Source organism: Mycobacterium sp. NPDC006124 (assembly GCF_040614235.1).
Classification (GTDB): domain Bacteria; phylum Actinomycetota; class Actinomycetes; order Mycobacteriales; family Mycobacteriaceae; genus Mycobacterium.
On sequence record NZ_JBEXUA010000008.1, the window covers coordinates 246,390 to 267,976 of the forward strand.

Sequence of the window (21,587 nt, forward strand, 5' to 3'; positions counted from 1 at the left end):
CCACGGAGGCTGACAGTGGATCTTCTCTGGTCGCCGAGCGACATCGCATTTCGCGACGAGGTGCGTACCTTCCTCGAGGAGAAGTTGACGCCGGAGCTGCGTCGATCCGGGCGACTGATGACCAGTGTCTACAGCGATCACGACGCGAGCCTGCAGTGGCAGGCGATCCTGCACGCGCGCGGGTGGGCCGCGCCAGCCTGGCCCGTCGAGTACGGCGGTTGCGACTGGAGCCTCACCCAGCACTACGTCTTCAGTCGCGAGTCGACCCTGGCGGGCGCTCCGTCGTTGTCGCCCATGGGGATTCGCATGGTCGCGCACGCCATCATCGCCTACGGCACCGAGGCTCAAAAGGACTACTTCCTGCCGCGCATCCTCACCGGCGAGGTGTTCTTCTGCCAGGGCTATTCGGAACCCGAGGCCGGGTCGGACCTCGCAGCCCTGTCGATGTCGGCCGTCGACGACGGCGAGCACTTCGTCTGCACGGGCAGCAAGATCTGGACCACCCATGCCAGAGAGGCGAATTGGATGTTCGCCCTCGTGCGCACGTCCAGGGGTGGGAAGAAGCAGCAGGGCATCACCTTCGTCCTGCTGGACATGACCTCCCCCGGTGTCGAGATCCGGCCGCTGGTGATGACCTCCGGCGAGGAGATCCAGAATCAGGTCTTCTTCGACGAGGTGCGCGTCCCGAAGACCAACGTCGTCGGTGCCGTGAACGACGGCTGGACGGTCGCCAAGTACCTTCTCGAGTTCGAACGCGGCGGTGGGGCCGCCGCACCCGCCCTGCAGGTCATGGCCGAGGAGGTGACGACCGCGGCCGCCTCGCAACCTGGGCCTGACGGGGAACGCCTGATCGACGACGCCGCCTTCGCCAGAAAGCTCGCCGACGCCCGCATTCGCACCGACGTGCTGGAAATCCTCGAGTACCGGGTGCTCTCGGCGCTGGCCAACGGCGGACACCCCGGCCCGGCATCCTCGATGCTCAAGATCCTCACCACCGAACTCAGCCAGACCCTCACCGAATTGGCGATGGAGGCCGCCGGCCCGCGAGGCCGTGCCTACCAACCGCACGCGACCCGGCCCGGCGGACCCATCGCCGAATACGAGCCACCGCCGGACGGTTATGTCAGCGGGGAACCCTGGCAGGCCGTGGCGCCGCTGCGCTACCTCAACGACCGGGCTGGCTCGATCTATGCCGGCAGCAACGAGATTCAACGCAACATCCTCGCCAAGGCGGCGCTGGGACTGTGATGGACTTCCGGCTCTCCGACGAGCAAGAAATGCTGCGCAGCGGTCTCGACAAGTTCCTGGCGTCGCGATACGACCTCGCCAGTAGCCGCGCCGCCGCCAAGACCGGCGCCGGATGGCAGCCCGACGTCTGGCGTGCGTTCGCCGACGAACTGGGAATCCTCGGCGCCGCGCTCCCGGAACGGGTGGGCGGCAGCGGCGGGGGGCCGCTAGAGGTAATGGTCATCGCCGAGTCTCTCGGCCGCGCCCTGGTCGTCGAGCCCTACGTCGACACCGCCGTCGTCGCAGCCGGATTGCTGCTTCGGGCGGGTGGCGCCGCGGCGACCGAGGTCGTCGAACGCATCGTCGCGGGCACGGCCGTCGTCGCCCTCGCAGCGTCCGAGGAACACAGCGGCGACCACTGGCGCGACGTGACCACCACCGCACGCCCCGACGGCAACGGATGGGTGCTCTCCGGTGAGAAGACGATGGCGATGGGTGCGCCAATCGCCACGCACCTGCTCGTCACGGCCCGCACCGACGGTGGTGGCGTCTCGCTGTTCCTCGTCGAGCTGGAGACGGTCGACGCGGGCCTCGGTCTGCACGGCGTCCGGACCGTCGACGACCGTCGCGCGGCCGACCTCGTGCTGACCGATCTGCCCTTGCCCCCGGACGCGCTGCTCGGGCAGGAGGGGCGGGCGTGGCCGTCCCTCGGGCTGGCGCGCGACGAGGGTGCGGCGGCCGTGTGCGCCGAGGCGGTCGGCGCGATGCGCCGCGTGGTGGCCGACACCGTCACCTACGCCAAGCAACGCCATCAATTCGGCCAGCCGATCGCCAGTTTCCAGGCCCTGCAGCACCGCATGGTCGACATGTACATGGAGCTCGAACAGTCCTCCGCCGCAGTACATCTCGCGATGCTCAACCTCGACGCCGAATCCGCGGAGCGAGAGCGCGCGGTGTCGGCCGCCAAGGCCACCGTCGGCAGGGCGGCCCGGTTCGTCGGGCAGAACGCCGTCCAACTGCACGGCGGGATGGGCATGACCGAGGAGCTCGCGATCGGGCACTACTTCAAGCGACTCACCGCGGTGCAGTACGAATACGGCACCACCGACCACCACGTGACGCGTTACGCACGACTCACCCGGAGGTGACCGCGCGAGGGTGGCTGCTCTTCGCGGCGATGAGCGTGATCTGGGGCATCCCGTACCTGCTGATCAAGATCGCGGTCGAGGGTGTCTCGGCACCCGTACTGGTGTTCGCGCGCACCGTGATTGGCGCGGCGGTGTTGATCCCGCTGGCGTTGTCCCGCGCCGCCTGGGCGCCGGTCCGGCGGTGCTGGAAACCGGTGCTGACGTTCGCCTTCTTCGAGATCGTCGCCGCCTGGTTGATGCTCTCGGACGCCGAACGACACATCTCGAGCTCGCTGACGGGTCTGCTCATTGCGGCCTCCCCCATCATCGCCGCCGCGCTCGACCGGCTGACCGGTGGTGAGCGCCGACTGGGCGGCAAACGCATCGCCGGATTGGCGGTCGGATTGGCCGGTGTCGCGGTGCTGGCCGGGCCGGAGATCACCGGTGGAAGCGCCTGGCCCGTCGCCGAAGTCATCTTGGTCGCAACGTGTTACGCGATCGCCCCGCTGGTGGCGGCCCGTCACCTCGCCGACGTCCCCGCCCTGCCGATGACCGCAGGCTGCCTCGCTGTCGCCGCCCTCGTCTACGCGGGGCCCGCGGCGGCGACCTGGCCGGCCGAGATGCCGTCCATGCGCGTAGTGCTGGCCGTGGCAACCCTGGCCGTGGTCTGCACGGCGCTGGCGTTCATCGTCTTCTTCGCCCTCATCCGGGAGGTGGGACCCACTCGGGCGCTGGTGTTCACCTACGTCAATCCGGCGGTGGCGCTCGCGGCCGGGGTGGTCGTGCTGAACGAGCCACTCACGCCGTGGAATCTGGCCGGACTGGCCTTGATCCTCGGCGGGTCGGTGCTGGCCACCAGACGATCCGGCCCGGCGACCGAACCGTCACTGGCCGCGCCCCGCTGAGTCGTCAGTCGTCGGTGCGTTTGATGAGTCCCTCACGCAGCAGGTCATCCGTGGCCGCTTGCCACCGACGAAGTTGGTTGGGTGAGGTGAGCGGCTCGGAGAGGTGGCGGTTGACGTGGGCGCGGAGGCTGATCCCGCCCACCGCGAGCACCATCGCGTTGATGGTCGCCCAGGTCAAATCGACGTCGGGACGTAGTTCACCGCGTTCGGCGCGCAGCTCCCATCGGGCCATGCCCACGTCCATCAGCGCGTCGAACAGCGTCACCCCCAGGGGACTGCCGTCGACCATCGCCCGGCTGAGGTAGGCGGCGACGTCGGGATAGTTGGCGATGAGTCCGGTAACCCTCGATCCGATGTCGGCGATCGAGTCGGCGGGCGGCTCCGGAATGGGTTGTGACATTGCGCCGATCAGCAGCGACATCACGTAGTCGTCGACCGCCTTGATCAGGCTCGACTTGGTGGCGAAGTGATGCTGAACCATCCCCAGCGAGACGCCGGCCGTGGCGGCTACCGCCCGCAACGACGTCGACGCGGTGCCGTTCAGGGCGAAGTTCGCCAGAGCGGCATCACGGATTCGCTCCGAACTCGACGGGGCGACCTCGCCGACCGGGGAGGATTCCGACACGGTGGTCACTGCGCAAGGCTACCAATACGCCTGTATCGTCAAGGGCAATACATACGTATTGTCACATCTGGGTAATCGGTTCTGGACGAAGAGACGGAGGGCACCCCATGCAGGCTCAGGGACGACCCGTCGCCGCAGTGGCGCTGCGCGAACGACGCGCGACGGCGACGGCTTCCGACGTCGGCGGGTCGAGATCGGGCTACCCCTGCACCGACGACCCCGACCGGTGGACCACCTCGCCCGACGACGGTGCGAAGGCTCTGTGCCGTTCCTGCCCGCGACGCTGGCTGTGCGCCCGGGAGGCCTGCCAAACCCCCGGTGCAGAGGGACTGTGGGCCGGGGTGCTGATTCCCGGCGAGGGCCGCGGCCGCCGCTTCGCGCTCAAGCAGCTGGGCTCGCTGGCCGACCGTCACGGCTACCCCGTCCGCACCGCCCAGTAGGACCGCGCAGCGGAAGGCTGTCCCGCGGATATCCTTCGGCGCGATGACCCACGCGCGGATCGACCTCATCCACGAACTGATATCGGCGGCCGCGGCCGAGGTCCCGGGCCGGTCGGCCGTCATCGCCTCCGACGGCACCGAGGTCACCTTCGAGGAGTTCGACCGCCAGATCCGGTCGGTGGCCACCTGGGTCAGTGAGCACACCCGCAGGGGCGACCGGGTCGCCGTCGTCGCCGACAACGGGCCGTCATATGCGTTGCTGTACTACGCCGTCCCGCGTGCCGGTCGCGTGCTGGCGATGGTCAACCAACGGCTCAGCCCCGCGGAACGGACGGGCCAGCTGACCGCGGCCCAACCCGCGATCGTGGTCGGTGACGCCCGCTATCTGGACGGCCCGGTGCTGCTCGACCGAAGGACCCCGTCGGTGGCCGAGACCATCGCATTCGAGGATCCCCGTTGGCGCGCCGCCGTACACGGCGCGACAGGACCGGTCGACGGCGTCGAGCCCGACGATCCCGCCTGGCTCCTGTTCACCAGCGGGTCGACGGGACCGCCGAAGGGGGTCCTTCACACGCATCGTTCCGTGACGACGGCGGTCCGCGGCACCGTGGCGGGCCGGTCGGTACGATCCGGCGGCGTCTACCTCTTGCCGTTTCCGATGTGCCACGTCGCCGGTTACAACATGCTGGTCCACCATCTCGCTCGCTCGACGGTGATACCGGTCGCGGCCTTCCGCGCCGACGAGTTCGCCGCCGCGGTCCGCACTCACCGCGTGACGTCGTGTTCGCTGGCGCCCACGATGCTGCATTCGCTGCTGGCGCACCTGGAATCCACGGGTACGGAGTTGCCGACGCTGCGCGACGTGTCCTATGGGTCGGCCGCGATTCCCGCCGACCTCCTGCGGCGCGCGCTCGCCCGTCTCGACGTCGACTTCCACCAGGGCTACGGGATGACCGAAACCGCTGGCAACGTGACCTTCCTCGGTCCCGACGAGCACCGCGCCGGCGCCGACGTCGACGCGTCGGTGCTGGCCACCGCCGGACGTCCGCACGACGAGGTCGAGGTGCGCATCTGCGGCGACGGCCCGATCGGGGAGATCCTGATCCGCGGCGATCAGGTGGCCGCCGGTTACTGGCCCGGACTCGAGCCAGTCACCGTGGACGGCTGGCTGCCCACAGGCGACGTCGGACGCCTCGACGCCGAGGGTCGCCTGGTGGTCGTGGACCGCATCAAGGACGTCGTCATCACCGGCGGTGAGAACGTGTCCTCCCGGGAGGTCGAGGATGTGTTGTCGGGTCATCCGGACGTCGACCAGGTCGCCGTGGTCGGCGTCCCCGACGACTACTGGGGCGAGGCCATCTGCGCGGTGGTGGTGCCGCGGCCGGACAGCGAGACGTCCGCCGAGGACCTCGTCGCCCACGTGCGAGCCAACCTCGCCGCCTTCAAGCGACCGCGACACGTCCTGTTCGTGGAGTCGCTGCCCCTGACGCCCAACGGGAAGGTGGCCAAGAACACCGTGCGGGCCCATGCCCGAGGGGTGCTGGGCCTCTCGGCGCCGTGACGGCGCCCTATCCGGCGATCACGACCGGGAACACCTCGTAGGTTCCACTGAAGCCCTTGAACTCGACCACCTCGGCCGACGTGACGCCGACGCCGTCGGCGGGCTCGATCGCATCCCGCACGACGTCGCTGATCAAGATCTCGCCGCCGTCGGCGTGCCCGGCGATGCGGGCGGCCATCGCGACGTTGAGACCGAACAGATCATCACCACGCCGCACGGACTCACCCATGTGAATCCCCATGCGCACCTTGATGTTCTGCCAACGTTCGGGCCGGTCGGCGAGCTCGCGCTGCACCGCTACGCAGCAGCGCACCGCGCGGTTCGGATCGGCGAAGGCCAACATGAAGCCGTCGCCCTGGTTCTTCACGACGTGCCCACGGTGCTCGTCGACCAGCCCGCGGACCAGCCGCTCGTGGCGCTGGAGCAACGCCACCCACTCCCGGTCCCCCAGCGCTTCGTTGCGTTCGGTGGAACCCTCGATGTCGGAGAACACCACGACGACGTCCCCGTCGGCGGTCAACCGCGCCAGGTCGGGCCGCTCCACACTGGCCCAGCCCGCGAGGTCCTCGATCGAGTTGCGCACGACGGCACCAATTCCCTTGGTGCGCAGCATCTCCGCGGTTCGCCACGTCGTGCGGATGGCGAACGGCGCCAGGCCGCGGCGCCGGCGGCGGATCCGCGAGGTGCTCCGCTGGGCGCGCTCCAGCCGGCGACGGGTGTCGGACAGTCGGCGGGAGGTGACGATTAGCAGGATGGCCAGGGTGACGACGGCGACGACGGCGACGCCGAGCAGTATCGACAGGACGAGTTGCGTCACCGCGCGATGGTAGCCGTCCTCGCGCCTCCCGACCGTCTCGGCGTGGGGCCCTCTACTGGATACTGGCAAACGTGACCGCACACAGTGGAGACGACCGGTGCTGATCGGTCTGGCAGCGGCGCTGGTCGCCTGCTTCGGCTACGGGACGGCGTCGGTGTTGCAGGCCTACGGTGCCCGCAGCGCCGCCGCCGCGGACGCCGCCCGCGGGACGGTCGGCGCGACGACGGCCAGCGGTGCGCCGTCGCTCGGCGCGACCATCCGGGCGGCGGTGACACCGGCGTTCCTCGCCGGGATGGTCCTCGACGGTCTCGGCTTCCTCGGAAGCGTGGTCTCGGCCAGGCTGATCCCGTTGTTCCTGTCCCAGACGATCATGAGCGCCAACCTCGTCGTGACCGCAATCCTCGGCGTCCTGGTGCTCAAAGTCCGCCTGCGGACGCGTGATTGGGTGGCGATCGCCACGGTGGTGGTGTCGCTGTGCGTTCTGGGCTTCACCTCCGGCCACATCGGCGAGGACGATCCGGGCGTGGCCGTGCACTGGGGCGTGCTCGCGTTCTCCGCCGCGATGGTCGCCCTCGGACTGTTCCTGATCCACGTCCTCGGTGCTCGCGGAGCCGTCGCCGCCGGACTGGTGGCAGGCGTCTTGTTCGGCGCGATGGCCGTCGCGGTGCGCGTGGTCGACGGAGTAGACCCCTTCCACCTCGCCGTGATCTTGGGCGACCCGGCCGCCTGGGCGGTGGCGGTCGCCGGAATCGGCGGCTTCTACCTGTTCACCGTGGCGTTGCAGATCGGTTCGGTCACCGGTGCGTCGGCCGCACTCGTCGCCGGCGAAACGGTGGTGCCCGGCATCGTGGGGGTGCTTCTGCTGGGCGACAGCTCGGCGCCCGGTCTCGGCTGGCTGGTGGTCGTCGCGTTCGTGACCGCGGTCGGAGGCGCGATCGCGGTGGCGTTGTTCGGCGCCGCCGAGAGCGGTCAGGCGGCCGAGCCGGCTTCCGAGCGCGCCTAGGCGCGACGGGTCAGGCGACGGAGGACGCGAGTTCGCGACGCGCCCTGCGCTCGACGAACAGGGGAATGAAGTCGCGGACCGGGCGGCCGTCGAACTCGGCGTGCTCGTGCGCGACCACCGTCGCCACCTTCTCCGGTGGGACGTCGGGGTAGCTCGACACGAGCCGATCCACCAGCTGCTCGATGACGGTCCGTTCGCTCGACTCCACGAAGACGATGTTGGCATTGCGTTCAGCCCGTGGTCAACCGCGATTGGAACGTTTCACATCACAGTGACCACGGCCACAGCGCCTACGCTGGTCGGATGTCACTGCTGCTGGGACCCGTCCTGCGTCACGTCGGCGAGACGAGCGCCACCGTGTGGGTGCAGACGCATTCGCCGGGGGTCGTCGAGGTCCTCGGATGCTCGGCGCCGACCTTCGAAGTGCAGGGCTGCCACTACGCGCTGGTGCTCGTCGACGGCCTCGAGGCGGGGTCGGTCACCGAGTATCGGGTGCACGTGGACGGCCAGCAGGTGTGGCCTGAGCCGGGCGCCACCTTTCCGCCGAGCGTGATCAGGACGCGGGGGCAGGAGACCCGCGATCGACTGCGGATCATCTTCGGGTCGTGCCGCTATCCGAAGACCGGTGACGCCAAGCTCGACGACAAGCTTGGCCTCGACGCCCTGGACGTCTACGCCGCGAGGTTGCCGACGACGCCTGCCGACCAATGGCCGGACGCGCTCGTCCTGCTGGGCGACCAGGTCTACGCCGACGAGCTCACCCCCGATGCTCGCCGCCGCCTTGCCGGCCGGCGCTCGGCAGGCCAGCGTCCACCTGACGAAGTGGTCAGCTTCACCGAGTACGAGGGTCTCTACCGGCACACCTGGGGCGACCCGGAGATCCGTTGGATCCTGTCCACCGTCCCGACGGCGATGATCTTCGACGACCACGACATCAGGGACGACTGGAACACCTCCGCCGCCTGGCGCAAGGAGGTCAACTCGAAGCCGTGGTGGCGTGACCGGATCAGGGCGGGGCTCGCCTCCTACTGGGTCTATCAGCACCTCGGCAATCTGAGCCCCGGCGAGCTGCGCGACGACGAGGACTACCAGAAGGTGCTCGCCGCCGAGGGTGACGTCTGGCCGCTGTTGGTCGACCTCGCCGACCGAGCCGACACCGAGGTCGACGACGACAAGGGACTGCGCTTCAGCTACCGGTGGGACATGGGGCGCAGCCGGCTGGTGATGGTCGACTCCCGCAACGCCCGCATCCTGGACTCCGGATCACGAAAGATGTTGGGCAACAGGGAATTCGCGTGGCTCAAGGAGCAGGTCACCGATCGGCTCGACGCCGTCGACCACTTGGTGGTCGGTTCGTCGCTGCCGTGGTTGTTGCCACCGGTGGTGGGTGACATGCAGATGGTCAACGAGCGCGCGGCCAACCGACCCGGCCGCCGCGGCAAGCTCGGCGAATTCGTGCGCCAGACGGCGGACTTCGAACACTGGGCGGCGTTCTCCGAGTCATTCCTGGAGCTCAGTCACCTCATCGTCGACGTGGCCACCCGGGACACCGATGCCCCGGCGACGGTCTCGGTGATCTCTGGCGACGTCCACCACAGCTACGTCGCACGCGCCGACATCCCGGCCGCCCGGTCGAGCGTGCACCAACTGGTCTGCTCGCCGGTGCACAACTACGTCCCGTGGTTCGTCAAGCCGGTCTTCAAACTTGGCTGGTCGCAACGACTCGCACGCGTCACCAGGCGGTGGGCCCGGCACAGCGGTTGTCCCCCATTGCCGTTCGCGTGGAGTGACGTCGACGGCCCCTTGTTCGGCAACACCCTGGCCACCCTGCGCACCTCGGGTCGGGACGCAGAGGCGATCTTCGAGCAACCTCGAGGCGGGGACACCCTCGACGAGGTCGCGCGAGTCGCGCTCACCAGGTGACGCACCGGAGGAGTTCCACCGTGGGACGACGTGGCTGGCTCGTCGCGGTGATCCTCACCGCCCTCGTGGCCGTGGTGGGTGGCTGCTCGGGAACCCCGCAGCAGGCCCCGACGGCAGGGGTGCCGACGGACGTCGCCCGTGACGGCACCCTGCGGGTGTGCAGCACCGGTGACTACCGGCCGTTCACCTATCGCGCCCCGGACGGGACGTGGAGCGGATTCGACGTCGATGCCGCCGGCGACATGGCGCATGACCTCGGCGTCCGACTGGAAATGGTGCCGACCACGTGGAAGACGCTGGTGAGTGACGTCGCCGCGAAGTGCGACATCGCCATGGGCGGCATCAGCGTCAGCCCCGAACGGGCCAAGCTGGCCCGGTTCACCACGCCGTATCTGACCGACGGCAAGGCCGCCATCGCACGGTGCGTCGACGCGAACCGCTTCCACGACCTCGACGACGTCGACCAACCGGGGGTGCGCGTCATCGTCAACCCGGGGGGCGGGAACGCCGCGTTCGACGAGGCTCATCTGCACCGCGCGTCGGTGGTGCCGTGGCCGGACAACAACACGATCTTCGACCGGCTGGCCTCCGGCGGGGCCGACCTCATGATCACCGACGTCAGCGAAATACGGTGGCAGACCACGCAGAATGCCCAACTGTGCGGTGTCGCGCTGGATCGCCCGTTCACCTCCGAGCAGAAGGCCTATCTGTTGCCGAAGGACTCCGAGGACCTCGTGCGGTGGACGGATCACTGGCTCGCCACCCACGACGGCGAATATGCGGCGTTGCGCCAGAAGTACTTCGGCGGGCCGTGACCGCCGCAACCCTCACACCAGTGCGCCGAGGAGCTGGTTGAACGCCTCGGTCATGGACGGGTGGGTGTAGATCTCGTCGCGCAGCTGCGTGGCGGTGATGCCGTGCCGCATAGCCAGGGACACCATGTTGATCACCTCGTGGGAGTCGTAGCTGAGCAGGGCGGCCCCGAGAATCGAGTCGTCGTCGGCGTCCACGACGACCTTCATCATTCCGCGGGCCTCGTCGACGATGCGCGCCCGCGGCACCGTCGCCATCGACGCGACGGGCGACGCCGCGACGCGTACCCGACGCCCGGCCGCGCGGGCGGCGCGTTCGGTGAGGCCCACTCGCGCCAACGGGGGTGTCATGAAGAGCACGTAGGGCACGGCCCTTCGGTCGGTCGTGCTGCGCGTGCCAGATCCGGCGAGTTGGTCGAGCACGATGCGGTAGTCGTCGAGGGAGACGTAGGTGAACTGCGGTCCGCCGTTGACGTCGCCCATCGCGAAGACGTGGGGCTGGCTGGTGCGCAGGTGGTCGTCGACGGCCACCGCCCCGGCGTCGGTCAGGCGGATGCCAGCCACGTCCAACCGCAGGCCTTCGGTCACGGGTCGCCGGCCCGCGGCCGCGAGGATGACGTCGGCATCGACGGTCTCAAGTGCATCGTGGCGGTGAAAGGTCACCGTGGCCGGCGCGTCCCCGTCGGTCCGCACCTCGTGGACCTCGGCGTCGGTGACGACGGTGACGCCGTTCTCGCGCAACAGGTCTCGGGCGCACGCGGCGACGTCGTCGTCCTCCTGGCCGAGTATCTCGGAGTGGCGTTCGAGCACCGTGACCTCCGAACCATAGGCGGCGTACATGGCCGCGAACTCCAGGCCGACGTAACCGCCGCCGAGAACCACGAGACGGCGGGGCAGCTCCGGCGTTGCGAGCAGGTCGGTGCTTGTGGCCATCACGCCGCTGTCCGCCAGGCCGGGGACGTCCGGGATGCGGGGTTCGGATCCCGTGCTGACGACGAGGTGCTCGGCGGACACCACGACCGTGCCGCCGCCGTCGACGAGGGTGACCCTCACGCTGTGCGGGTCGACGAACTCGGCCCTGCCGGTGAGCACCGTGACCGTCTCGATGCCGTCGAGCATGGCGAAGTTGCCGGCCCGCATCGTCGCGGTCAGCGCCAATTCGTTCTCCACCGCCCGGCGGTACGCGGCAGGGCTGCGGCCGGTCAGTTGTTCCGCCTGGTAGACAAGGGACTTCGTGGGGACGCAGCCGATGTTGATGCACGTGCCGCCGTACATCTGTGCGGACTGTTCGATCATCACCACCCGCTTGCCCTGTCGCCCGAGGGTGGCGGCCAGCGTCTTGGCGCCCTTGCCGAATCCGATCACCGCAAGGTCGGCGGTGATGGTCGTGTCGTCGTCTTCGCTCATGCTGCGCTCCTGGTCATGACGGAAACTGTGTCATCGCCGCCGCGTACAGCGTGTAGGGATTGCCGAGATCTGCGTACGTCGCCAGCATGGCATCCACGACATCGGCAGGCGCGCCCGCCTCGGTGACGGCCCGGTCGAAGTCGTGGAGGTACTGGCGGGATTGGTCGAGGATGCGGCGGGCGTCGTCGTCGGGTGCGCGGGGGTCTCGGTGCCCGGCGATGATCGTCCGCGGCCTCAGTGCCTCCAGCGCGTCCAGTGACGCCAGCCAGCGAGCGCGGCTCTCGGGCGTCGACCCCCACAGCCACATGTGGATGCCGTTGTAGGCGATGTCGCCGCTGATCACGACGTCGAGATCTGGGACGTGGACGACGGTTCCGGTGACGCCGTCGGCGCCACCAATGGCGATCAGGCGCAGCGGGTGGCCGTCGAGGTCGACGACGTCGCCCGGGTAAGCCTCGGGAGTGGTTGCGGTCGCATCGAATTGGCCGTCGAACCACGAGTTCCAGGTGGCAAGGGACGCCTCGGTCGTCTGCAGCCGAGCCTCGTCGACGACCTCGGGCCGCGACACCAGTCGAGCCGACGGGTACCGGGCGAGAAGCGGCCCGGCGCCGAAGAAGTGGTCGGCGTGGCCGTGCGTGACGTAGACCAGGTCGAGGTCCGCCGCAGTCTTCTCCGGTACCCACCGGGCCAGGTGCTCACCTTCTGCGGTGGTCAGCAGGGCGTCGACGAGCACCGCGTGACGCCGCCCGCTGACAAGCGTGGCGGTGGTGGCAGGCCAGGTGGCCTGCCGGGTCCGGTCCCAGCCGGTGACCCCGCCGTGCGGGATCGGCTTGTAGTCCGAGGTGAAGACGTCGAGGGTCGGCGCTTCGGAAGTGGTCATCGCAGGAAGCGGTCGACTTCGTGGGCGAAGTCCTCGACGTGCTGGAAGAGGAACCCGTGGCCGGCGTCGCTGTAGAGCACGACCTTGGCGTCGGGCAGCTTCTGGGACATGGCGTACGTAGCGTAGGAGTTGATCATCACGTCGCGGGCACCATTGGCGACCAACACCGGCAACGTCAGCTCACCGAGCCGGTCGTAGTACCCGGCAAAGGTGGCGACGGCCGTGAGTTGACCACGGTAGGTCTCGTCCTGGACCGCGGCACCCGAGGTGGCGAGCCGAACGTCCAAGCGCCGCAGGGACGCCAAGCCCGCCGCCCTGGCACGCTCGGTCTCCGGGAAGAACAGGTGCAGGTAGTCCTCGTCGTCGTTGACGGCGTGGGTGAGGATCTCGCCGACCTTCGCCGAGGGCTTCGGTTGGTCGGGCACGCCCGCCGGCGTGCTGCCCGCGACGATCAAGCGGCGCACCAATTCTGGTGCACCGAGGGTGATGCCCTGGGCGACGATGCCGCCGAGCGACCAGCCCATGAGGTCGACCCGGTCGAGACCGAGCGCCCGGATGAAGGCGATACCGCCCTCGGCGAGCCCGTCGACGGTGGTCGGCGCGGTGCCGGTGGAGGCGTTGGTCCCCCGGTTGTCGAAGACGACCACCTCTCGCGTGGCCGCGAGGGCGTCGAGAAGCTCGGGGTCCCAGTGGTCGACGGTTCCGCGCAGCCGCATGCAGAGCACGAGCGGAACGTCACCGCCCGTGCCGAAGCGGCGGTAGTGGAAGCGCTCGCCGAGGGGTCCGTCGACGTAGCGGTCCTCGGCGTGGCCGGAGAGCTGGCTGGACATGGTGGATTCCCTTGTTAGTCGACCGCGAGGTCGGTGAGTTCGATGGAGACGACGAGTTGTTCGGGGATCGGATGGTTGTCCTGGTCGCGGACGTAGATCATCCGGGTGCGCGGTATCACGACGCCGTCGACCTCGTCGAAGTCCGAGACGTAGTGCGCCGCCGGTGAACCGCCTGCAATGTCGACCTGGTAGTCGCGCCGCTGGATCAAGCCGTCGTCGTCGACGTAGAGCACCTGGTGCGGGCTGTGGGTGGCGACGGTGTCGGGGTAGCTCACGTGAAGCCGTCGCCACCGCTTGCCGTCCTCGGTCCACGGCTCGCCCTCCTCGGTGTGCACGCCGGGCAGCAGCAGGTTGAAGGGCTCGGCCGTGTACGTCCACATGGCGTAGCCGGTGAAGTAGGCGAGTTGCAAGGTGGTCCAGGGTGTTTCGAGGGTGTGCCCGGCGAAGGACGAGCGCGGGTCTTCGATTGCCTCGACGACGTCGCCGTCCAGTGTCTCGATGCCCACCCGGTCCGGGGTGTAGGCGGTCTTGAGGCCGGGCGCGGTGAACGGTCGCAGCGAGGTGCGCTGGTCCTTCACCCACACCGTGACCTCGCCGTCGTCGACGATTCCCGGGACCTGTTTGATGTCCCAGATCGCGCCGCCGAAGCGCTTGTGCGCACTGATCGAGGTCAGCTGGTTCCAGCGGTCGCGACCCCCGTAGGCCTGCAGCGTCTTGGTGAGTAGGTCTGTCATGACGATCCCTTCAGCGTCCGAGGAACTGGCGGATGTGATGGCCGAAGTCGGCCGGGTACTGGTTGAGGAAGCCGTGGCCGGAATCGGGATAGATGCGCAGTTGGGCTCCGCGGATCCGGTCGGCGAGCAGGTGGCTGTTCTTCGTCGACATCATGGTGTCGTTGTCGCCGTCGGCGACCAGCGTCGGCTGTGTGATGGCCGAAAGTCGTTCGAGCTTCGAGCTTTCCGGAATGCCCCAGGTCATGAGGGCCTGGTACTGGGCGTCGCGGCACGCCAATGTGGTCTCGGGGTCGCGGTCGTCGGTGCGGGCGTGGGTGCGGGCCAGGTACTCCCAGCCCCGCTGGACGCTGGTCTCGGAACCGGAGAAGAACAGCGCCAGGAAGTTCTCCGGGGTGATGCCGTCGCCGCAGGCGTCTTCGTAGACGTCGTCGGACCAGCGGTGCAGATCCGGGGCGCCCTGCGGGGCGGTGCCTGCCAGTACGAGGCGCCGCGGCAGCCGGGGCCGCACCAGGGCGATCTCCTGGGCGATGTGCCCGCCAAGGGAGAACCCAAGCAGGTCGATGGTCTTCAGACCGAGGGCGTCGACGAACCGCAGTGCGTCGCGGGCCATGTCCGTGACGTCGACCGGCGTGGCGCCGGTGGATCCTCCGACGCCGGGCAGGTCGACGGTGATCACGTCCCGGTCCGCCGCGAGCACGTCGAGCAGCGCGGGGTCCCAGTAGTCGAGGTTGCCGCGGAAGTGTTGCAGCAGCACCAGGGGTGGAAGCGACGTCGACGGCGTGCCGAAACGTCGGTAGGCCAACGTGTCACCGGCGACGTCGACGCGCAGGTTGGGTGCGTCCGCCGCGGCGGTGAGTTCAGTCGTACTCGTCATACGACGACGATGGCGGATCGCGCCCGCCGCGGGTATCCGTCAGATGACTGTGGTCGGGGACGCTAGGTCGTGGTGCGGTCCACCAGGATGACGTCGGAGGATCGCACGCGTTGACCGTCCCGGCGGCGGAACACGACGCCGACGGGCTCGCCGGTGGCCGCCTCGACGAAGCGGTAGTCGCTGCTGTCGGCCCTGGCGCGGTGCACGTGTCCCCACTGCCCGATCGCGGCGACGACTGAGATCAGGTCCTGCCCCGCGGTGGTCAGCACGTACCGGCTGCGCCTGCGGTCACCGGCCACCTGATAGTCGACCACCTCGAGGACGTCGGCGGCTACCAGTTCGCCCAGTCGGGCGCTCAAGACGTCGGACGCGACCCCGAGCTGCTCGCGAAACTCGGAGAACCGGGATCTGCCCAGGAACGCCTCGCGAAGGATCAGGATGGCCCACGGCTGCCCGAGAACCGACATCGTGCGCGCGATCGGGCAGACGTTCTCAGACCAGGCATCACGTCGCATCTGCGCATCCTAACTGGGTTGGCGAGCCAAACTCAGCTCTGGTAACTTCATCCAGGTGATAGTGGGCCGGGCGACCGAACTCGCCGAGGTCACCGAGTCGCTCGCGGCGGTCTCCACCCGTGGGGCGGCGCTGGTCGTCGACGGTGACGCCGGGATCGGCAAGTCCACGCTGCTCGAGGCCGCCACCCTGTGGGCCGGTGCCAACGGGTACGGCAGACTTGGCTGCTCCGGGGTGCAGAGTCACACCGAGATCGGGTTCGCCGGGCTGCACGAACTCGTCCATCCGTTGCTCGCAGACGTCGCTGCCCTGCCACCGCGCCAGAAGTCGGCGCTGCTGACCGCCTTTGGGCTCGCGGACGGTCCCGCGCCGGACCGGCTCCTGGTCGGTCTCGCCGTGCTCGGACTGCTGGAGGAAGCGGCTAGTCGTCGTCGTCTCCTCCTGGTCGTCGACGACGCCCAGTGGCTGGACCAGTCGACCCTCGACGTACTGACCTTCGTCGCCCGTCGGCTGACCAACGCCCCGCTGATGATGCTGTGTGCCGTGCGAACGCCGTTGGACGGTTCGACACCGCCGCTGGACGGGTTGCCTCGCCTCTCGTTGGGCCCGCTCCCCCGCGACCAGGCCGCCGAACTGCTCGGCGAGACGCTGAAGGCGGCGCCCCGAATCGTCGACGCCTACGCCCGGCGGCGCGTCCTCGAACAGGCCGACGGCAATCCCCTGGCGGTCATCGAGCTGGCCGCAACGCTCGGTGAACACGGCGCCGACGCGGCACTCTTCGCCGGCGAGCCCCTGCCGACCAGCCGTCGCGTGGAGCGTGCCTTCCTGACCCAACTCCAGGCCCTGTCCGACCACAGTCGGCTGCTACTGCTGCTGATCTCGGCCAGCGACGGCGTCGTCACCGAAATCGACCGCGCTGCAACGGCTCTCGGGATACGCTTCGCCGAGAGTCTCGGCCCGCTGGAAGCGTCCGGCCTGATCGTGCTGCGCGGGGGCGTCATACGGGTACGCCACCCACTGATCAGGTCCGCCGCTTACGGCGCCGCGACACTGTCGTCGCGGTCCCTGGTGCATCGGGCGTTGGCCGACGCAGTGACCAATCCGACCAGCGCGGCCTGGCACCGGGCCGAGGCGGCGTTCGGGCCGGACGAGTACGTGGCCGCCGACCTCGAGCGGGCCGCGGATCGCGCCCGATCCCGCGGTGCCGGCGCGGAGGCCACTGCGGCGTTGCGGCGCGCGGCGGTCTTGACTCCCGATCTGGATCGTCGCGTCGAACGCTTGGCCACCGCCGCCGACGTCGCGCGTAGTGCGGGTCTCATCGAGGAGGCCATCAGGATCCTGCAGGAGGCCGAACCGCTCACCGCGTCGGGCGCCGTCGACGCTCAGCTGGCGATCACCCGGTTCGTCCTCAACGCGACCGCCGCCATCCCCGGACCGACGGCGGGCGAACTGGTCTCGCTGGCCGGCAAGCAGGTCGACGGTGATCCGCGGCAGCGGGAACTGTTGTGGGCGGCGGCAATCGAATGTCGGATGCACGGCTTGCCCGAGGAGTCGCGCCTGGACGTCGTGGCAGCCATCCGGCGCGTCGACGATCCGACCGACCCACTGCTCACCATCGGCCTGGCGTTGGCCGACGACGTCGGCCACGGCGCGCGCATTCGAGCGGGACTGCCCCGACTGATCGCCGCGGTCGAGGATCAGCCGCTGCTCTTGCTGTCGCTGGGGATGGCGGCCGAGGCGGTCGCCGATCGGGACAGCGCACTGCGTTGCTACGGCTACGTGCAGCGGCTGGCTCGCACGAGTGGCTCGCCGGGCAACGAATGCGAAGGGTTACGCGGCGAGGCGAACATCCTGCTGACACAGGGCAGGATTCGGGCCGCCGCGACGAGCGCGACGAACGCTCTGAACATGGCCGAGGCGATGAATCTTCCGATGACGTCCGGGTCGGCCGCGGCGATCCTCGCTCGCGCCCAGGCGTGGCAGGGGCAACCGGACAGCGCGCGGCACACGCTCGACCGTGCCCGCCGTTGGCTGGCCGGGGACCCCACGATGCTGTGGCACGACGACGTCCTCTGGGCAGCCGGCATGGCGGCGCTGTGCGAGGCGAACCACGCCGAAGCCCTCGACCATCTGCTGAAGATGTCGCTACATCGCACCAGCACGCGCTGGGCGATCGCCGACGTCGCCGAGGCGGCGGCCGGCTGTGGTCGCCAGGAGACGGTTCGAGGACTCGTCGCCGATACCGAGGATCAAGCCAAAGCGCTTGGCGTCGAGAGCTTCCTGGTTCTCCGAGCCCACGCGTTGGTCGCTCGCGACGATGCCGAGGCCGACGACTGCTTCACCGCGTCCCTGGCCGCGGCCAACGGTCCCGCAGCCGACTTGGAAGTGGCCCGCACGCACCTGCTCTACGGGGAGTGGCTACGGCGCCGCCGTCGGATCGTGGACGCCCGCGCACACCTCTCGGTCGCCTTCACCGCCTTCGACACCGCGGGGACGACGCCCTTCGCCACCCGTGCCGCACGTGAACTGCGCGCGGCCGGCGTCGCCGCGTCGCCGTCGCGAACCGGTAGCGGGGCGGCGGGCGTCCTGACCTCCCAGGAACTGCAGATCGCCCACCTGGCCGCGGCGGGCATGACGAACCGGGAGATCGCCGACCGCGTCTACCTGTCGCACCGCACCGTGGCGGCGCATCTGTACAAGGTGTTCCCGAAGCTGGGGATCACACGCCGCAACCAGTTGAACGCCGCGCTCGGCGACATGTGCGAATTGGCGGTTGGGCCCTAGCGGTGATCCGCGCCTACCCTTGGTAGCCGTACTAACGAAGGTGACCCAGGGAGTGTGCAGTGAGTACCCGAGAACGATCCGTGGCACGGCCGAAGGCACTGCCCGGGGCGGGCGTCGTCATCGGGCTGCTGGTGTTCTCCGCATTCGTCATGATCCTCAACGAGACGATCATGAGCGTTGCGCTGCCCGTGTTGATCGTGGACCTGGACATCGCGGCCCGAACGGCCCAATGGCTGACCAGTGGCTTCCTGCTGACGATGGCCGTGGTGATTCCGATGTCGGGATCGCTCTTGCAGCGCTTCCCGGTTCGGGCCATCTTCGTGACGGCGATGTCGCTGTTCTGCGCGGGCACGCTGGTCTCGGCGTTGGCTCCGGGGTTCGCCGTTCTGCTGGGCGGCCGCATCGTGCAGGCCTGCGGCACGGCCGTCATGGTGCCGCTGCTGATGACGACGGTCATGAAGCTGATCCCGGCCGACCGCCGCGGTCAGACCATGGGAACCATCTCGATCGTCATCGCCGTCGCACCCGCCGTGGGACCCACCCTGTCCGGTTTCATCCTCGGATCGCTGGACTGGCGCTGGATGTTCTGGATCGTGTTGCCGATCGCCCTGCTCGGGCTCGTCGCGGGTTGGGCCTGGCTGCACGTCGCCGACGAGCGGGAGCGACCCACTCCCATCGATCCCGTTTCGGTCCCCCTGTCGGCGATCGCGTTCGCCGGCTTGGTGTTCGGGCTCTCGGAACTGGGCGCCGCCGGTGACGGTGGACCGGCCGTGCCGGCGTGGGCGCCACTGGGTGCCGGTGCGGTCGCGATGGCGCTGTTCGGCGTGCGGCAGGTACGACTGCAGCGCGTCGACCGCGCATTCCTCGATCTGCGGCCCTTCACCCACCGACGGTTCTCGGTGTCGGTGGGCTTGGTGGTCATCGGTTTCACCGGCCTGTTCGGCGCCATCATCATGGTGCCGCTGTACGTGCAGGACGTCTTGGGTAAGAGCGCGTTGGCCGCCGGTCTGACGAGCCTGCCCGGCGGCCTGCTGATGGGTCTGGCGGGACCGCTGGTCGGCCGGGTGTACGACCGCCACGGCGCCCGCCGACTCGTCGTCCCCGGATCGATCCTGCTGTTCCTGTCGCTCCTCGGTTTCGCGCTGCTGTCGGCCCGCACGCCGATCTGGGAACTCGTCGCCCTCCAGACCGTCATGATGGTCGGACTGTCGACGATGTTCACCCCGCTGATGACCGACGCCCTCAGCGCCCTGCCCGACCGCCTGTACTCGCACGGCAGCGCCATCATGACCACCCTGCAACAGGTCGCCGGCGCGGCGGGCACCGCGTTGTTCGTCACGGTGATGGCCAAGGCCTCCGCATCGGGCGGCGCGCCGGACATGCCCGGCGTGCACGCCGCCTTCGTCACCGCGGCGATCATCGGCGCCGTCGCCGTCGTGCTGTCGTTCTTCACCGCGACCCGACCGCTGCCCGCCGGGGGTACCCCGACGCACTAGGTGGCCTCCAGGCGCGACTCCTCGAGGTCGAGATCGCGCAGGATCCGGTTGAGGATCTCGTTGGACAGCCGACCCTCTCGGCGCATCGTGACCAGTGCCTGCCGCTGAGCCTGCAACACCAGCCGTACCATCTCCTGGTAGGCCTGGGAGCGGTCCTCGTACCCCTCGTCGGAGATCTTGCCCAGCCGGGCCGCGAAGCGGCGGACCCGGTAGTCGTATTGGCCCCGCATCCGCTCGGCGGTGTCTCCCCTGGTCCACTCCTCGGCGTCCAGCGCGTCGATCTCGGCCAACGCGGCCTTGGCAGCGATCAGCCGGGCCCGGATCTCCTCGTCGGTGTCCGGGTCGTCATCACCCGCGTCGAGGCGCCGAACGAGCGCCGGCAGGGTCAACCCCTGCACCACGAGGGTGAAGAAGATGACGACGAAGGTGAGGAAGACGACGAGATCCCTTTGCGGGAAGGGCGATCCGTCACCGACGGCGAGCGGCAGGGCCAGCGCGACCGCGAGCGACACCGCCCCGCGCATGCCGCTCCACGCCATGACCAACCGCCATGACGTGCTGAGCCGCCGCCGAGGGCGTCCCGACCGCCGGTCGACGAAGTCGGTGAGCGTGGGTATCACGAAGAACCAAGCCAACCGGATGAGCACCACGGCTGCGGTCACGACGAGGGCGTAACCGGCGAGCGCGCCGGGCGAGTAGTCGTCGAGTCCGCCGACGATGGCCCGCAGTTGCAAACCGGTCATGACGAATAGCGTTGCGTTGATCAGGAAGTCGACGATGTCCCAGACGAAGTAGCCCTGCAGACGTGGCCGGGCGTCGAGCACCTCGGGGCTGCGGATCGCCATGACGATTCCGGCCGCGACCGTGGCCAGCACGCCGGACGCGTCGACGGCCTGGGCGGGCAGGAACGCCGCGTACCCGGTCAGCAAGGAGATGGTGACGCTGATCTGGGGGTCGCTGATGTGGCGGCGCACCCATGCCGACACCAATCCGACCGCGACGCCGATGGCCAGGCCGGCGACCACCCCGAACACGAACCGCAGCCCGGCCTCGGCGAGCGAGAACGCCCCGGCCACCGTCGCGGCGACCGCGACCCGGTAGGCCACCAACGCGGTGGCGTCGTTGAACAGCCCTTCGCCCTCGATCCCGCTGACCAGTCGTCGCGGCGCCGCGAGGCGGTGCATGATCGTCGACGCCGCCACCGGATCCGTCGGAGAGAGGATGGCCCCCAACACGAACGCGGTCTGCCACGACATCCCGGGAATCATCGCGTGGGCCGCCGCGGCTACGCCCGTCATCGTGACCAGAACCAGCACCACCGTGCTCAGCGTCAAACCGCGTAGGTTGCTTCGGAAGTCGTCGAAGTTGGCATAGATCGCCGACTTGTACAGCAGGGGCGGCAGGAACAGGGCGAGCACCAGTTCGGGTTCCAGCCGGATTTCGGGCAATCCGGGGATGAACCCGAACGCGGCGCCGCCGATGACCAGCATGATGGGATACGGCACCGAGAGTCGGCAGGCCAGCGCCCCCAACGCGGCGACGGCCAGCAGCAACCCGGTGACCAAGACCTCGACGTGGTTCATGGCATGCCCCTCTCCCCGACGGCTCCGCACCAGTGCGAGTGGGATC

20 protein-coding genes are annotated in these 21,587 nt (G+C 69.2%); 10 read left to right on the forward strand and 10 right to left on the reverse strand.

What is annotated here, in order from left to right:
* The first annotated feature begins 15 nt into the window (after positions 1–15).
* From ABZ195_RS18430 to ABZ195_RS18440, 3 genes are read left to right on the forward strand one after another with little or no spacing between them, the layout of a single operon-like run.
* Entirely contained in the window at positions 16–1,248 is a 1,233-nt protein-coding gene (locus ABZ195_RS18430; protein WP_355220226.1) for an acyl-CoA dehydrogenase family protein, read from the forward strand.
* On the forward strand, positions 1,248–2,375 hold the full coding sequence (locus tag ABZ195_RS18435) for an acyl-CoA dehydrogenase family protein (protein WP_355220228.1): 1,128 nt from the start codon (positions 1,248–1,250) through the stop codon (positions 2,373–2,375). Before ABZ195_RS18430 ends, ABZ195_RS18435 begins: the two co-directional genes overlap by 1 nt.
* Positions 2,372–3,259: a DMT family transporter gene (locus tag ABZ195_RS18440; RefSeq protein WP_355220229.1), complete on the forward strand. Its 888-nt coding sequence runs from the start codon at positions 2,372–2,374 to the stop codon at positions 3,257–3,259. The genes ABZ195_RS18435 and ABZ195_RS18440 overlap by 4 nt, the downstream gene beginning before the upstream one ends.
* 4 nt (positions 3,260–3,263) lie before the next feature.
* On the opposite strand, the gene ABZ195_RS18445 is transcribed toward ABZ195_RS18440, so the two are convergent.
* Positions 3,264–3,893 carry a TetR/AcrR family transcriptional regulator gene (locus tag ABZ195_RS18445; protein WP_355220231.1) on the reverse strand — a complete coding sequence of 210 codons (630 nt, stop codon included), beginning with the start codon at positions 3,891–3,893 and terminating at the stop codon, positions 3,264–3,266.
* Positions 3,894–3,991: 98 nt separating this feature from the next.
* Between ABZ195_RS18445 and ABZ195_RS18450 the strand changes: the two genes are divergently transcribed.
* Positions 3,992–4,324, forward strand: coding sequence for a WhiB family transcriptional regulator (locus tag ABZ195_RS18450; protein ID WP_355220233.1), 333 nt, complete (start codon positions 3,992–3,994; stop codon positions 4,322–4,324).
* Between the two features lie 43 nt (positions 4,325–4,367).
* The gene (locus ABZ195_RS18455; protein WP_355220235.1) at positions 4,368–5,885 is read left to right on the forward strand and encodes an AMP-binding protein; all 1,518 of its coding nucleotides are present in this window, start codon (positions 4,368–4,370) and stop codon (positions 5,883–5,885) included.
* A gap of 7 nt (positions 5,886–5,892) precedes the next feature.
* Here the strand turns inward: ABZ195_RS18455 and ABZ195_RS18460 are convergent, their stop codons facing one another.
* The gene (locus ABZ195_RS18460) at positions 5,893–6,702 is read right to left on the reverse strand and encodes an adenylate/guanylate cyclase domain-containing protein (protein ID WP_355220237.1); all 810 of its coding nucleotides are present in this window, start codon (positions 6,700–6,702) and stop codon (positions 5,893–5,895) included.
* Positions 6,703–6,799: 97 nt separating this feature from the next.
* Between ABZ195_RS18460 and ABZ195_RS18465 the strand changes: the two genes are divergently transcribed.
* On the forward strand, positions 6,800–7,705 hold the full coding sequence (locus ABZ195_RS18465) for a hypothetical protein (protein ID WP_355220239.1): 906 nt from the start codon (positions 6,800–6,802) through the stop codon (positions 7,703–7,705).
* A gap of 10 nt (positions 7,706–7,715) precedes the next feature.
* On the opposite strand, the gene ABZ195_RS18470 is transcribed toward ABZ195_RS18465, so the two are convergent.
* Positions 7,716–7,913, reverse strand: a complete 198-nt coding sequence (locus ABZ195_RS18470) for a three-helix bundle dimerization domain-containing protein (protein WP_355220241.1) — start codon at positions 7,911–7,913, stop codon at positions 7,716–7,718.
* 95 nt (positions 7,914–8,008) lie between these two features.
* Here ABZ195_RS18470 and ABZ195_RS18475 point away from each other — a divergent pair, with 95 nt between their 5' ends.
* Positions 8,009–9,628 carry an alkaline phosphatase D family protein gene (locus ABZ195_RS18475; RefSeq protein ID WP_355220243.1) on the forward strand — a complete coding sequence of 540 codons (1,620 nt, stop codon included), beginning with the start codon at positions 8,009–8,011 and terminating at the stop codon, positions 9,626–9,628.
* Positions 9,629–9,648: 20 nt separating this feature from the next.
* Positions 9,649–10,443 carry a transporter substrate-binding domain-containing protein gene (locus tag ABZ195_RS18480; RefSeq protein ID WP_355220245.1) on the forward strand — a complete coding sequence of 265 codons (795 nt, stop codon included), beginning with the start codon at positions 9,649–9,651 and terminating at the stop codon, positions 10,441–10,443.
* Positions 10,444–10,455: 12 nt separating this feature from the next.
* Here ABZ195_RS18480 and ABZ195_RS18485 read toward each other — a convergent pair whose 3' ends face one another.
* From ABZ195_RS18485 to ABZ195_RS18510, 6 genes are all read right to left on the reverse strand, one after another.
* On the reverse strand, positions 10,456–11,847 hold the full coding sequence (locus tag ABZ195_RS18485) for an FAD-dependent oxidoreductase (protein ID WP_355220247.1): 1,392 nt from the start codon (positions 11,845–11,847) through the stop codon (positions 10,456–10,458).
* A gap of 13 nt (positions 11,848–11,860) precedes the next feature.
* Positions 11,861–12,727 (reverse strand): MBL fold metallo-hydrolase, encoded by an 867-nt coding sequence (locus tag ABZ195_RS18490; protein WP_355220249.1) that lies wholly within the window; start codon positions 12,725–12,727, stop codon positions 11,861–11,863.
* The gene (locus ABZ195_RS18495) at positions 12,724–13,557 is read right to left on the reverse strand and encodes an alpha/beta hydrolase (protein ID WP_355220251.1); all 834 of its coding nucleotides are present in this window, start codon (positions 13,555–13,557) and stop codon (positions 12,724–12,726) included. The genes ABZ195_RS18490 and ABZ195_RS18495 overlap by 4 nt, the downstream gene beginning before the upstream one ends.
* A gap of 14 nt (positions 13,558–13,571) precedes the next feature.
* Positions 13,572–14,291, reverse strand: a complete 720-nt coding sequence (locus ABZ195_RS18500; protein ID WP_355220253.1) for a hypothetical protein — start codon at positions 14,289–14,291, stop codon at positions 13,572–13,574.
* 10 nt (positions 14,292–14,301) lie between these two features.
* Positions 14,302–15,165, reverse strand: coding sequence for an alpha/beta hydrolase (locus ABZ195_RS18505; RefSeq protein WP_355220255.1), 864 nt, complete (start codon positions 15,163–15,165; stop codon positions 14,302–14,304).
* A 62-nt stretch (positions 15,166–15,227) separates the two neighbouring features.
* Positions 15,228–15,680: a helix-turn-helix domain-containing protein gene (locus tag ABZ195_RS18510; protein WP_355220257.1), complete on the reverse strand. Its 453-nt coding sequence runs from the start codon at positions 15,678–15,680 to the stop codon at positions 15,228–15,230.
* 55 nt (positions 15,681–15,735) lie between these two features.
* On the opposite strand from ABZ195_RS18510, the gene ABZ195_RS18515 reads away from it, so the two are divergent.
* Entirely contained in the window at positions 15,736–18,462 is a 2,727-nt protein-coding gene (locus tag ABZ195_RS18515; RefSeq protein ID WP_355220258.1) for an AAA family ATPase, read from the forward strand.
* A gap of 59 nt (positions 18,463–18,521) precedes the next feature.
* The gene (locus ABZ195_RS18520; RefSeq protein WP_355220260.1) at positions 18,522–19,958 is read left to right on the forward strand and encodes a DHA2 family efflux MFS transporter permease subunit; all 1,437 of its coding nucleotides are present in this window, start codon (positions 18,522–18,524) and stop codon (positions 19,956–19,958) included.
* Here the strand turns inward: ABZ195_RS18520 and ABZ195_RS18525 are convergent.
* Positions 19,955–21,541, reverse strand: coding sequence for a Na+/H+ antiporter (locus ABZ195_RS18525; RefSeq protein WP_355220262.1), 1,587 nt, complete (start codon positions 21,539–21,541; stop codon positions 19,955–19,957). The genes ABZ195_RS18520 and ABZ195_RS18525 overlap by 4 nt on opposite strands.
* Positions 21,542–21,587 lie beyond the last annotated feature (46 nt).